The 13,277-nt window shown below is 60.6% G+C and carries 10 protein-coding genes and 1 pseudogene; 5 read left to right on the top strand and 6 right to left on the bottom strand.

All coding sequences use genetic code 11. The annotated features are described in order from the left end of the window. Positions 1-13 precede the first annotated feature (13 nt). Positions 14-526, bottom strand: a complete 513-nt coding sequence (locus C5J24_RS12445) for an SOS response-associated peptidase family protein (protein ID WP_172723935.1) — start codon at positions 524-526, stop codon at positions 14-16. A 51-nt stretch (positions 527-577) separates the two neighbouring features. Between C5J24_RS12445 and C5J24_RS12450 the strand changes: the two genes are divergently transcribed. The 4 genes from C5J24_RS12450 (at position 578) to C5J24_RS12465 (ending at position 5,537) form a co-directional block, all read left to right on the top strand. Further along, positions 578-1,168, top strand: a complete 591-nt coding sequence (locus C5J24_RS12450; protein ID WP_105418228.1) for an SOS response-associated peptidase — start codon at positions 578-580, stop codon at positions 1,166-1,168. A 228-nt stretch (positions 1,169-1,396) separates the two neighbouring features. Further along, on the top strand, positions 1,397-4,060 hold the full coding sequence (gene ligD, locus C5J24_RS12455) for a DNA ligase D (protein WP_105418230.1): 2,664 nt from the start codon (positions 1,397-1,399) through the stop codon (positions 4,058-4,060). A 57-nt stretch (positions 4,061-4,117) separates the two neighbouring features. Further along, positions 4,118-5,029, top strand: coding sequence for a hypothetical protein (locus C5J24_RS12460; RefSeq protein WP_105418428.1), 912 nt, complete (start codon positions 4,118-4,120; stop codon positions 5,027-5,029). Between the two features lie 13 nt (positions 5,030-5,042). Then, positions 5,043-5,537: a DUF4334 domain-containing protein gene (locus C5J24_RS12465; RefSeq protein WP_371674194.1), complete on the top strand. Its 495-nt coding sequence runs from the start codon at positions 5,043-5,045 to the stop codon at positions 5,535-5,537. 145 nt (positions 5,538-5,682) lie between these two features. On the opposite strand, the gene ligD (C5J24_RS12475) is transcribed toward C5J24_RS12465, so the two are convergent. Genes ligD (C5J24_RS12475) through C5J24_RS12485 form a run of 3 tightly spaced genes read right to left on the bottom strand, consistent with a single transcriptional unit; the run spans position 5,683 to position 8,438 of the window. Beyond that, entirely contained in the window at positions 5,683-6,717 is a 1,035-nt protein-coding gene (gene ligD / locus C5J24_RS12475) for a non-homologous end-joining DNA ligase (protein ID WP_105418234.1), read from the bottom strand. Then, positions 6,714-7,526 carry a Ku protein gene (locus tag C5J24_RS12480; protein ID WP_105418236.1) on the bottom strand — a complete coding sequence of 271 codons (813 nt, stop codon included), beginning with the start codon at positions 7,524-7,526 and terminating at the stop codon, positions 6,714-6,716. The genes ligD (C5J24_RS12475) and C5J24_RS12480 overlap by 4 nt, the downstream gene beginning before the upstream one ends. 12 nt (positions 7,527-7,538) lie before the next feature. After that, positions 7,539-8,438: a Ku protein gene (locus C5J24_RS12485; RefSeq protein ID WP_105418238.1), complete on the bottom strand. Its 900-nt coding sequence runs from the start codon at positions 8,436-8,438 to the stop codon at positions 7,539-7,541. A 377-nt stretch (positions 8,439-8,815) separates the two neighbouring features. Here C5J24_RS12485 and rpsU point away from each other — a divergent pair, with 377 nt between their 5' ends. Next, positions 8,816-9,070, top strand: coding sequence for a 30S ribosomal protein S21 (gene rpsU, locus C5J24_RS12490; RefSeq protein ID WP_105405181.1), 255 nt, complete (start codon positions 8,816-8,818; stop codon positions 9,068-9,070). A 308-nt stretch (positions 9,071-9,378) separates the two neighbouring features. Here the strand turns inward: rpsU and C5J24_RS32660 are convergent. Both C5J24_RS32660 and C5J24_RS12500 read right to left on the bottom strand, forming a co-directional pair. Next, positions 9,379-9,558, bottom strand: a pseudogene (locus tag C5J24_RS32660) (hypothetical protein); the annotation flags it as partial. A 22-nt stretch (positions 9,559-9,580) separates the two neighbouring features. Then, complete coding sequence (locus C5J24_RS12500; RefSeq protein WP_172723936.1) at positions 9,581-13,270, bottom strand: caspase family protein; 3,690 nt, start codon at positions 13,268-13,270, stop codon at positions 9,581-9,583. Positions 13,271-13,277: the final 7 nt, after the last annotated feature.

A 13,277-nucleotide genomic window follows, 5' to 3' on the forward strand; every position in this document is an offset into this window, starting at 1 on the left:
TGCGGCTCGCGCTTTAGACCGCCAATCTTGACTGGAACGAAGCGTTCGAAAGAGGCTTGACGCGGAATGTACCTGCCGGGAGTGGCCGCAGGATTTCATCTTCCGGTACGACCCCATCGAGCCAGTCCATCCGCCGATCGCGCGTCAGCACCGCCATCTGCCGGTCATGGTAGGGTGCGATGTCGACATTCGCCTCGATCGTCAGGACGGCATAGGCCTCCGGCCAGCCATGGGACGCCTGCCGCCAGATACCCGCGAAATAGAACCAGTCACCGTTCTTGAACGAGAAACAGAAGTTCCTCGCCCCACTGCGATGGCGAAACTCGGATGCCGGCACCAGACAGCGGTGGTGGGTTGGAAACGTCCTTCCTTCAGAGCGGACGACATTGGCCGCGCGTGGGCCGCCATCGAGCCGACGCAACCCCCAGGGCAGCTCCACCATCTCCACATGGCCGTCATGCCGTCTTATGATGACGCGGCGCTCGTCGAGCGGGGCGTCGGACTGGAAAACCTTCGCGTTCATCATATGTAGAACATAGCAAGAACCACGCTTCACAACAAGAACTGCGAGGAAAGCATGTGCAATGATTATCGGCTGATGGTGGACGTGGCGTCGATTGTGGAGGATTTCGCCCATCTCAAGATCAAGATCCGCTTTGGTGAAGGTGCACCGAACGTTGAGGCACGCGAAGACATCAAGATCACAGATATGGCGCCGATCATCCGCACAATCGAGGGAACGCGCGACGAGGCGGACCTCGTCCAGCGCCGATGGAGTTGGCCTGGCCAGAACAAGCGGCCGGTCTATAATTTCCGCTCCGATGGACGCGAGTTCGATTCCAACCGATGCCTGATCGTCGCCGATGGTTTCTACGAGTTCACCGAACCAACCGAAAAAGGCAAAAAGCGCAAGGACAAGTGGCTGTTCACCAAGAAGGACGAACCAATTTTCTGCATCGCCGGCATCTGGCGCGAGACGGATGACGTCGGGCAAGCCTTCACCATGCTGACGATGGAGCCTGGCCCGGATATCGCGCCTTACCACGACCGGCAGATCGTCATCCTCGAACGGGACGCCTGGGGCAACTGGCTCGATCCATCTGTCTCGGCGAAGTCTCTGATCAGGCCGCTTCCCGCCGGCACACTCCACGTCGAGCAGGTCGGCTGACGCGCTTTCTGTTTCCATCACCGCATCTCAACGGGCTGAGTTGGAACAAAATGCGGGCTGGATGCTTCTCAGTTCCGAGGTCGCGTGCCGTGTCAACTGGACGTGACAGGGGTGATGAACGCTCTCCTTGCGGCCAACGAAATGGCAGTCGAGCGTCCCACCTGTCCAGCCCGCGCCTCAGCTCCGTCGTCATTCGACGCGGATGGCGGAAGTGTCCCGGGGACCGCGATGGCCAGCGACAAGCTCTCAAAATACAAGCAGAAACGCGACTTTCAGAAGACGCAGGAGCCGAGCGGAAAGGCGAAGCTGAAGGCGTCGAACCGCCGTCGCTTCGTCATCCAGAAACATGACGCGACGCGGCTGCACTACGATCTTCGCTTGGAACTAGATGGGGTATTCAAGTCTTGGGCGGTGACCAAGGGACCGTCGCTCGATCCACGCGACAAGCGTCTTGCCGTCGAGGTCGAGGATCATCCGCTCGACTATGGCGACTTTGAAGGCACGATTCCGAAAGGCCAGTATGGCGGTGGCACGGTCATGCTCTGGGACCGTGGCTATTGGGAGCCGGAGGGTAATAAAAGCCCGGAACAGGCATTGGCCAAAGGAGATTTCAAATTCAGGCTGGAGGGCGAGCGTCTGCATGGCAGCTTTGTGCTGGTGCGGATGCGCAATGACCGCGATGGCGGCAAGCGCACCAATTGGCTGCTGATCAAGCATCACGATGAATTCTCCGTCGAGGAAGACGGCGCGGCTGTCCTTGAGGACAACGCCACCTCTGTCGCCTCCGGTCGCACAATGGAGGCGATCGCTGCCGGCAAGGGCAAGAAGCCGAAACCGTTCATGGTCGAGAGCAGTAACGTTCAGGCGAATGCCGTCTGGGACAGCACCCACGGCCTTGCCGCCGAAGAACGCAAAGCCGAAACCAAAACCAAAAGGAAAGCCGCGCCGGCCAAAGCTTCCAAGTCAACAATGCCGGGGTTCATCGCTCCGCAGCTCTGCGAAACGCTTGAGCGTCCACCCACGGCGGACGGCTGGATCCATGAGATCAAGTTCGACGGCTATCGCATCCAGATGCGCATCGAAAACGGCGAAGTGACGCTCAAGACTCGCAAAGGCCTCGACTGGACAGCAAGATATCCGGCAATAGCCGCATCTGGTTCCGCCCTCCCTGACGCGATCATCGATGGCGAGATCTGCGCTCTCGACGAACACGGCGCGCCGGACTTTGCCGCGCTGCAGGCGGCGCTGTCGGAAGGCAAGACCGATGCGCTGGTGTATTTCGCCTTCGACCTGCTGTTTGAAGGCAATGAGGATCTCCGACAACTGCCGCTGACCGAGCGCAAGGATCGTCTGCAGACCCTGCTCAACGACGCAGGCGACGATCCACGCCTGCGTTTCGTCGAGCATTTCGAAACCGGTGGCGACGCCGTCCTGAAATCGGCCTGCCGCCTGTCGCTCGAAGGCATCGTTTCGAAACAGGCCGATGCGCCTTATCAATCCGGCCGCACTGAAACGTGGGCCAAGTCCAAATGCCGGGCCGGCCATGAAGTGGTGATCGGCGCCTATGCCAAAACGAACGGCAAGTTCCGCTCGCTGCTCGTCGGCGTCAACCGGGGTGATCATTTCGTTTATGTCGGCCGGGTCGGGACGGGTTACGGCGCAAAAGTCGTCGATACGATTTTGCCGAAGCTCCGCCAGCTGGAAACCACCAAGTCGCCGTTTACGGGGATCGGCGCGCCAAACAAGGATCCTAACATCGTCTGGCTCAAACCGGAACTCGTCGCCGAGATCCAGTTCGCGGGTTGGACAGCCGATGGCCTGGTTCGGCAGGCGGCATTCAAAGGCCTGCGCGAGGATAAGCCAGCGGGGGAAGTCGTCGCTGAGAAGCCTGTCTCACCCGTAGCAGCCGATGTGCCTGATCCGGAGGCAGAGGCCGAAAAGCCAACTCCCGCTAAATCTTTCCGGAAGGGCGGCAAGGCGAACGTCATGGGCGTGTTGATCTCCAATCCGGAGAAGCCGCTGTGGCCCGACGCTGGCGACGACAAGCCGGTGACCAAGGTCGATCTCGCCACCTACTACGAAGCCGTCGGCCCCTGGCTTATCGACCACATCAAGGGCCGGCCGTGCTCGATCATCCGAACCCCCGATGGCATCGGCGGCGAGCAGTTCTTCCAGCGCCATGCCATGCCCGGAACGTCGAACCTGCTCGAGCTGGTGCAGGTGTTCGGCGACAAGAAACCCTATCTGCAGATTGATCGCGTCGAGGGCCTCGCCGCGATCGCGCAGATCGGCGGCGTCGAGCTGCATCCCTGGAATTGCGAACCGGAACTACCCGAAGTGCCGGGTCGTCTGGTGTTCGACCTCGATCCCGGTCCGGACGTCCCCTTCTCCACCGTCGTCGAAGCCGCTCGGGAGATGCGTGACCGGCTGGAGGAACTCGGCCTTGTCAGCTTCTGCAAGACGACGGGCGGCAAGGGCTTGCATGTGGTCACGCCGCTTGCAGTGGCGAAGGGCAAGAAGCTCGCTTGGCCGGAAGCCAAAGGCTTTGCCCATGACGTCTGCCAGCAGATGGCACGCGAAAACCCTGAGCTCTACCTGATCAAGATGGCGAAGAACCAGCGCAACGGTCGCATCTTCCTCGATTACCTGCGCAACGACCGCATGGCGACCGCGGTCGCACCACTATCGCCGCGCGCCCGGCCCGGCGCCACGGTGTCAATGCCGCTGACCTGGGCCCAAGTGAAGACGGATCTCGATCCGAAGCGGTTCACGATCCGCACCGTGCCGGCGCTGCTGGCGAGATCGAGCGCCTGGCAGGACTATTGCGACGGGCAGCGATCGCTCCAGCAGGCGATCAAGCGGCTCGCCAAGTCGATGAAGCAGGCGGCCTGAGTGATCGGCCGCAGCATGGCGAGTGAACCCGAATTCGTAATTCCGCGTTACAGCACGATGGAACCGGAACCGGACAGCGATGCTCCCTCAACGCCGCGTGCTGGCGCGACGACAGAGCTGCCTCATGATCGCATCACGGTGCAGCGCTTTCGCGAAGCGTTTCCGCGCGCGCGATGGAGCGATCGTCTCAATGCCTGGTTCGTGCCGGGACGGACCGCCCAGAGACGTATCGGCCGCTGGCTCGCCGAGATGGAAGCGGAAGCCGAGGCCTTCGCCGACGAGAAGGGCAGAGATGCCTTCGCATTCGATCCGATCGAAAGCCACTATCTGGACGCGGGGCCCTCTTCCCTTCAAATTCGGACGCCCTATTCCCGCACCATCGTCAACGAGATCCGGGACATTCCCTTCGCGCGCTGGGATGCCGACCGACGGCTGTGGGCGGTGCCTTACCGGTCGTTGGACGAACTCCGCCGGCGGTGGCCGGCAATTGAGACGGCCGCCGAACGCAACGAGCCTGAGATGCGGAAGGCGCGGCGTGAAGAAATCAAGGGTACAGAGGAAGACGAGGCGTCGAAGGCACGGACCAGGGAGCGTCGACGGAAACGATATCCTGTCCCGGCCAATGATGGCCCGCCGCCGGAGCGCGCTGTCAGCACCCATGTCGGAGTCCTTTTCTTTACTGGCACGGACGGCGAATTGGCAGATACGGCGACTGTCGATACGTTCTACTTCCCCGCAAATCGCGATAAGAATTATGTCTGGGCATCGTGGCGATCAGGCTCGCTGGAAGAATTGGTGACCACCTGGCCGGCGCGGACATCTCCGGGACCACAAGAACTCGATCGCGGCTGGTGGCTTCCGACGCTGGAGGAACCGCGGACCGCGCGGCGGGACGCCAAATCCAGGAGGCGGACGAGGGAGCGCAGGGAAAAGGAAGCGTCCTCTGAGCGAACAGCAGAAAACCCTTGAGAAGTTTCTAAGCTTGCCGCCGATCAAGCCCAGCGAGATGATCGGGCTATGGCAGGGTCGCGGCATCCCGTCCGGCCATCCGTTCGACGGCGTGTTGGAAAATCTCGGCTGGTTCGGCAAACGGTTTCCATCGGAATTGCGCGCGGACGCGCTCTTGTTTCGATTCGGTCAGCACAGGCTGACACCAATCGATCCCGCGAGGATCCCGCTGCGTCTGGCGCTTCGCTTCCATAAGGTCGGAAGAACACGTCCCGTGAAAAACCTGTTTTCGTACCTTCAGCGCGGGCTGCGGGCAAAAGGGCCGGTTGCGTCGCTGCAGACGATGTCGTTTCACGGAGTGACAAGCGCTGCGATCATCTATGACGAGCAACCGATCGTAGACCACCTTCGCAGGATTGACGAGCACAGGATGATGGGGGCGATGGTGATTGAAGGCGACGAGCGGATCTACTTCTTCGAACTTGAACGGGTCGAGCCGCCATCAGGCTCGGCACGAGCAGACCCTTGAATTCTCCGGCTCGGACGATCATCTATCTGCTGCCACCCGTCTTCGATGATCGCCTGCGCAGCAGCTTGTCTGTCTGCGCGATCGTCCGGGTGTGGCAGGGCGCTCCCCGCAAGGGTCGAGCTCCCTGCCCGTTTCAGCGATCCGGTCAGCCATTCATTTCGAATACAGCCGCATTGTCCTGGATTTCCCGAAGGCCTTTGTAAGATGCATGCCGCAGATTGCCGTCGTCCGTCCAGCCGCGGAATTCGATCTCCGCGATCAACGTCGGCTGCGCAAACACGTAGTTCTTGCCTTTGATCGGAACCACCGGCGTCCTCGTCTTCAGCTGATCCAGCGTCTTCTTCAGATAGATCGCATCCCTTTCCTTGAAGCCGGTGCCCACGGCGCCGACATAGACCCAGTCATGGCCGCGACGGCCAGCAAGCAGCAAGCTGCCGATACCGCCGCGCGCAGCGGCGGATCGCTCGTAGCCGACGATCATGAAGCTATCGCTCTGGACGCATTTGATCTTTAGCCAGTCCCCGGTCCGACCGGAGCGGTACGGGCTGTCGCGGTGCTTGGCGATAATGCCTTCCATTCCAAGAGAACAAGCGTTGGCCAACAACCCTGTTCCGTCGCCTTCGATTTCCTCTGAAAGCTGAATGGCGCCGACGGCGCCTTCCAGCAGATCTTCGAGAAGATGCCGCCGGACAGACAGCTCGGTTTTCGTCAGATCGTGCCCGTCGAAATACAGAAGGTCGAAGGCAAACAGGATCGACTCCGTCGAGGATCGTTTGCCGCCGCGTCCGCCGAGCGAACGCTGCAGCGCTCCGAAGTCGGATTGGCCCTCAGCGTTGAGAACGACAGCCTCCCCGTCGAGGATCGCTGTTCCGACCCCGAGTTTCTTTGCCGCCGCGGCAATCGCGGGAAAACGGTGTGTCCAGTCATGGCCGCCACGGGTGATGATCCGCACGCCCTTCGGCTCGATATGGATCGCGAGTCGATAGCCGTCCCATTTGATTTCGAAGGCCCAGTCCGGCCCGACAGGCGGAGCTGTCTTCAGCAAAGCCAGGCATGGCTCAACGCGATCGGGCATCGGGTCGAATGGGAGGTTGGGTTGGGCCGGATCGCGCTTGCGCCTCGGCTTCGATTTGGCGGTGAACGCCTCGTCTTGAAGCAGAGGCTTGGCGCGTTTGCTCATTTGCTTGTCCGGGTTTCGGCTGCGACCGACTTCTTCAAGGCATCCATGATGTTGATGACGTTGCTCGGTGCGGGCGCTGAGGCCGGCGTTTTGGCCTTGGCCTTTGACGGCTTTTTCAGGGCCTTCTTCTTTGCTGCGATGATATCGAGGAGCCGGTCCTGAACCGGGTCGACGACCATCTTCGGGTTCCAGTGCTGGGTCTGCTTTTTGATCAGTTGCTGGATCAGCGGCATCATGTCGGAATCTGCTGTCTCATCACCGATGCCCTCGAAATAGGTCTCTTCATCCCGCACCTCGTCACCATAGCGCAAAGTCCACAGAACGATACCCTTGCCGCGTGGCTCCAACATGACGGCGCGCTCGCGCCGCGTAATAACCAGCCGCGAAATGCCGACCATGTCCTGGGATTCCATTGCGTCGCGTATGACCGAGAACGCCTCCTGGCCGACCGGATCGTTCGGTGACAGATAATAGGGGGTGTCGAGCCAGACCCACTCGATCGTGTCGCGCGGGGTGAAGGTGGAGATATCGATGGTCTTGCTGCTATCCAATGCGACATTTTCGAGCTCATCATCTTCTAGAATGATGTATTCGTCCTCACCGCGCTGATAGCCTTTGACCTCGTCCTCTTGCCTGACTTCTTTCCCCGTCACCGAGTCCACATAGTAACTGACGACGCGGTTCTGGGTTTCGCGATTGAGCGTGTGGAAGCGAACCTTCTCGTTCTCCGAGGTCGCAGGCATCATCTGCACCGGGCAGGTGACCAGCGACAGCTTGAGATAGCCTTTCCAGTAGGGACGGACAGCCATGATACCCTCCGATCAGCGTGCGCGGCGCGCTGGCGTCGTCGCGGCCTTCGATTTCGCTGCACTGGCAGGTTTGGCGGCCTTTTGGCGACCGGTGCCTTTGTTGGCGTTGGCGGCTGTGCGTTTCGGCTCGGCCTTGGCTCCGACCCCCGCGCTTTCGCGCAGTGCCTGCAGCAGATCGCTCGGTTTCGATGCGACCGGCGCCTTCTTCTTCGGCAGCGACCGGCCTTCGATCTTGGCCTTCACCAATTCGGCGACCGCGGCTTCATATCGGTCGTCGAAGGTGCTGGCATCGAAACTGCCCTTCTTCTTCCCGATGATATGTTCGGCGAGATCGAGCATCTCGCCCTCGATCTTCAGGTCAGGCAGCTCCTCGAACGCTTTCTCGGATGAACGGACTTCGTAGTCGAAGTTCAGCGTCGAGGCGATCAGGCCCTTGCCGTGTGCGCGGATCAGGACCGTGCGCATCCGGCGAAAGAGGACGGTGCGAGCGATAGCGGCGACCTTCGCCGTCTTCATCCCGTCGCGCAGAAGGACGAAAGCCTCCTTGCCCATCCTGTCCGGCGCAAGATAATAGGGCTTGTCGAAATAGACGTCGTCGATTTCGTTGCAGGGAATGAACGCGTCGATCTTCAGGGTCTTGTCGCTCTCGGGTACGGCGCCGGCGACTTCATCGGGTTCCAGAACGATGTATTGGCCGTTTTCGATCTCGTAACCTTTGACCTGCTCATCGCGCTCGACGGGATTACCGGTTTCGCTATCGACGAACTCCCGCTTTACCCGATTGCCGGTCTTCCGATTGAGGGTGTTAAACGCGATCCGCTCGGAGGAGGATGCCGCGGTGTAAAGCGCCACTGGGCATGACACCTCTCCGAACTTGATGAAGCCTTTCCAATTGGCCCTTGGGGCAACCATGACGCTGAACTCCTGACGCAACTTAGGCGATTCAAGCGAATGAGCGGGTAATTGTTCCGAGTCGAAACGAATCATTTTTCAAGGCCTTAGCCGTTCGGCCGTGCCCGTTTCGCGAGTCCCGGTTAGCCTGCTGATTCGCATGCATCTTTTGGGCGTCGGGTGCGTTCATGGAAAGCATCAACCAGGAAGGAGTCTCGCCATCACCACACGCGAACTGATCGATACCGAAGCGACAAACGGTATGTCCGCAGGGACTCGATGACGGATAACTCTAGCGGCATCTACTAGCATGGTCATCCCTGCCTCCCTTGCTGCAATATTGCCAGAGACCGGCCGTCCGCCTATGAATGGTCCAGACGATAACATAGGGGTTCGGCTTGCAAGTTCTGGTGCGGGATAACAATGTTGATCAGGCTTTGCGCTTTCTGAAGAAGAAGTTGCAGCAGGAGGGCGTGTTTCGGGAGATGCGCCTCCGGGAACATTATGAAAAACCTTCCGTGAAGCGGGCCCGCGAAAAGGCGGAGGGCATCCGCCGGACGCGCAAGGTGGCGTTGAAAAAGATGAACCGCGAACTTGGAATAACTGCGCCGAAGAAGGCGAAGCCAGCCATCCGTCCGAAACCTGCCGGTTGATTTCCGGCGAGATGTCTAGCTAGGCCTGCTTCAGGTGTTTGCCGCGCCGCACATTCGCTTCGCGGAACGAACTCGCAGACGTGGCGCATGCCTGCAATACGTTAGCCCTCCCCGACTTTCACGCCCGCGGCCAACAGCAGGATCAGGCCCTTCAAAGAGGGCCTGGATTTCGCTGACCTTCTCAACTACGTGCCATCCCTTCCCACGACCTCCCCTCCGCGGAGTGCCGCATGCGGGAGCGTAGCCACTTTCCCCAGCCAGCTTCCAACCGGTTATATGAACCGAACCCGCGTTGCCCTTCGTCCCGATCAATGGACCGATCGACTGAGAATGCGATGAGGATAGGCGGCCTTGAACTGCGATATCATCGCGCACGCCTGCTGCAGCACCCGCTCGGCCGTCTCGGGCGTATGCCGTGCAAGTTCGTCGGCATTGACAGGGATTGCCTCGGCCATGTTCGCAGACAGCACCGCAAAGCCTTTGCGGCCTTAGGCGTACGGCCACTCGTGCTCAATGCATCGGAGCAAGGCTGGTCGTCGGGACGAAGCCAATACGCTTGCCGGCGCGGGCGACTTCCGAGCGCCCGCCCGCTTCAAAGACGACCCGGAGCAGGGCGCCCGGCGCGAGTGTTTCGCCTGTTGCAGATGCCTTAGCATCGGTGAGGGGAGCGAGGGAAACGACCACATGGGTCGGCTGCGCCGGGACGAAATCGTCTGCTACAGCCGAGAGGGCGCTCACCGCCTTGCCGATGGCAAAGTCCTCGCCGATCAGCTTCATCTGAGGGACCTGCCGGATGCCGAACTTGCCGTAGGATAGGTCCGGCACCCGCGCGCCGACATGAGACGCGAGCGCCGTCACCTGGATCAGGCCAGTGCGGTTTGAGTCTGCGACGCCTAGCCCCTCAAGCACGCTGTAGGCGAAGATGCCGTGCCCCTGGAAACCTTCCAGTGCAGGACCGTCGTCACTGGAAGCGGCAAGGATTGAACGGCCGGTCGCCCTCGTTAGCCGGTCCAGCGCGGCGAGCCGGTCGAAGCCGCGCGTGGTGCGCTCTTGCGTCAGCGTTCCACTCTCGCAGGTGTCGAACATCAGCAGTGACTTGCGAGTTGCGACACGCGTCATCCAGGCCTGCCAGTGATCCTGCCCGATGCCTTGCGCCGCGATGGAGGCTTCTCCGGAATATTTGAAATCGTGAGGCAAGAAAAAGTACCGGCCATCCAGTGTTTTGCCATGGCCGGCGACGAAGAGGACGAAGACGTCGGTCGAGCGGATGCTCCTGGCGATATCATCGAAGGCGAGACCTATCCCTTCCCGTGTCGCCTGCTCATTGGTGATCAGCCAGCTCTTGACGTCGTCGAACAGGTCGCCGCCTGCGAGCTTGAAGCCCCGTACGATCTCGCTGGCATCGTCGGTCGCGAAATTGAGGCTCAGCCTGCTGTCCCAGTAGCGATTGATGCCTACCGCAAGGACGAAAAGACGCGGCGGCGCCGATGAGGCTGGATCGCCCCAGTTCACATTGATCGTTGCAGGGATCGATGCGATGCCATTCGCCGCATTGAATACGCTCAGCTCGACAAGGTTATTTCCTGGTTCCAGAAGTAGTCTGTCCTCGACAGCGATAGGCTCCCCTTGGCGTACCGCGGCACCTGAGGTGAGGTTGCGGGCCACCCGAACGATGCCGTTGACCCTCCACTCGATACGGCCCACACCGCCTGTCGACGGAATGATGTTTGCCTTGGCAACAATGCGCTCATCGTCCGCGGTTCCGTTGTTTGATGGAGATACAATGGCCACGGTAGGCGGCAGGCCGTCCTTCAGGAGCGTTTTGATGCCTTCCCCCGGATCCGCCTGCCGGTCCGGGGCAACGCCTGAAGCCGCATTCACCACGAGATCGGGCCTGTACAGCGTGTCGAAAAGGCTGTCGACCGTGATCGTCTCATGTACGCTCGGCGCGAGAAACAGGTTTTCCGCCGCGCCCCTCGTCCCGGCGAAATAGCCACCGTCGATGCGGCTCAGCCAGTTTCCATTCTCGCTCAGCACAGTCGTCATGATCGGAGCTGCCCTCTTCGGGTCGTAGAGGAGTATCCCACCGATGTCGGTAACCACAACGAAGCGGCCCTTGTTCTGTGCCCCAAGCGCAAGGACCTCTCCGCCGACCGGCGCGTGCCGTGAGGCCCACTGGTCCGCACCCAGGCGGCCGATTGCCGGACCACCCGCCCCTTGCACTGTGACCAGCTTCTGGTCAGCGAGCGCTTTTACACGCCCCCACCTGGCAAAACCGGCGACCGAATCGTTGCTGGCCCAGAGATTCCCTGCTCGTAGCGAGAACTTTCCCTGAGCATAGCTGTAGACGAGCCCTCCGGTGCCCGTGGCGCTGAACAGTGTGTCGTCGCCCGTTTCTGAATCGGGAATGACCCAGCCGACCGATCCCCAATACCAGCGTGTGGTCCGGCCGGACTTGGTCATTTCTAGCTTGAGCTCCTGGCCCGCCACCCGCTTTCCGGAGTCGATATCGATCACGACGGCGAAATGGCCTTCTCCGTAGAGAACGCGCCGGCCGGCATCGGCAAAGCCCAATCCGGAAAGCCTCTCGGCAGTCTTCCTGCGCAGGATCACGCGGCCGGTACTGCGCTCAGCCACGATTAGCGTGTACTCGCTCTTGCCGTCACTATGATCCGAGTAAATGGCGGCCAGGTAGAAGCCGTCGGGCGATGTTACTAGATGAGCTGGGCCATCATCCGAGAAGTTGCCGACCGGGAAGACCACCCCGGTCTCGATATCCATATCCTTGATGGATCCATCCTCGCAGCCGAGCGCGAGGCGCCGGTTGTTGGAAAAGCTAACCGGCGATGTGCTGTTGGAAAGATCGACAGAGCTTCCTATGGTGCAGCCGGAGATCGTCAGGTGGCGGACTTGTCCACTCTCCGTATCGAGCACATAGGCGGAGTCCAGACCTATTCCCACGGCCGTCTTGCCGTCCGGGCTGACGGCCGCCGCAACGAATTCGATGCGGTCGACTGCTCTTGGCGGCGTCAATGCTTCCCCGGTCTGGAGGCGATAACGGAACACGCCGTCGCTACCGACCGTGTAGGCTTCGCCTCGTTGTTCATCGAAACGAACGTGTTTCCCTGTCTGCCCGATATGAGAGATCGTGGTGACGCCGCCGCTCGCGAAGTCCCACCTCAGGATGGATCGGGTTTCTTCGTCGTCATAATGGGCAAGGAGAACACCCGAACCATCCGACGTGAAGACCATTCCCTCTTCCGGATTAATACCTTCGAACTTCTTCGAAAAGAGCCGCTTGCCGGTGCGGGCGTCAAGAACCTGGTAGACGTCCTCCTTCTCGGCGAGATAACGGTCGCCTTGCGGTGCAAGCGTTAGACCTTCCACATCGAAAACCGCGGACAACTGGCGCCCCGTCGTCGCATCGTATGTCCGTATTTCCTTCGGGAAGCCTTTCTTTCCGGATTTCATGCCGTAGGTGAACTCGATCGCCACTAGTGATCCGTCATCCGAAACGGCGATGTTCTGAGGCAGGTTGTCCGGCAGCTTCGAAACCACCCGACGGGCCTCGCGCGTCACGAGATCCACCGCCCACAAGCCGTTCGTCCCGAAGACCCAGACGGCTGTGCCCGTCCCGTCGACTTCGAGATGGCCCAAGGAGAAACTGTCCATTCCGGGCAGAAGGATGAAATCCTCAAGCATGCCCGTGATGGCATCGATGACGACCAGACCCTGCGCCTTGTCGTCCCAGGCGGCAAGGCAAATGATCTCGTCCATGCTGCTGCTGTAGGTGAAATTGAGTCCCGGGGCTCCGGGGAAACTTTTAGCCGGCAATCCGGTGTCAAGGCGGAAGCGTGCAATGTTCGAGCAGCTTCCCGCAAGTACGACATTGTCTTCGGCGTCGATCACGAGCTTGGCCACCCAGTCTCCAGAGAAGGATGGGCGGTCGAACGGGAGGGGATCGTCATAGGGTCCGGCAACCTGCCGCGTCTTCTCATCGATGGCCCGGTCAAGTAGCGATGCCGCCTCGTCGTCATTGCTTACGCGCAGATTGCGGGTCGACGCGAAGCGCGCAAGGCTATCGCGGTAGCCACGGTCCTCCTCGCCGTCGAGGTTGGTTCCCGAGAGTTCGCCTAGCACCCACAGTTTGCGTTTGATTTCGCGGATGTTGTCGGCGGGAAGCGCATCTGGCGCGGCCAACGCGAAT

This window comes from Neorhizobium sp. T25_27 (assembly GCF_002968565.1).
Lineage (GTDB): Bacteria > Pseudomonadota > Alphaproteobacteria > Rhizobiales > Rhizobiaceae > Neorhizobium > Neorhizobium tomejilense.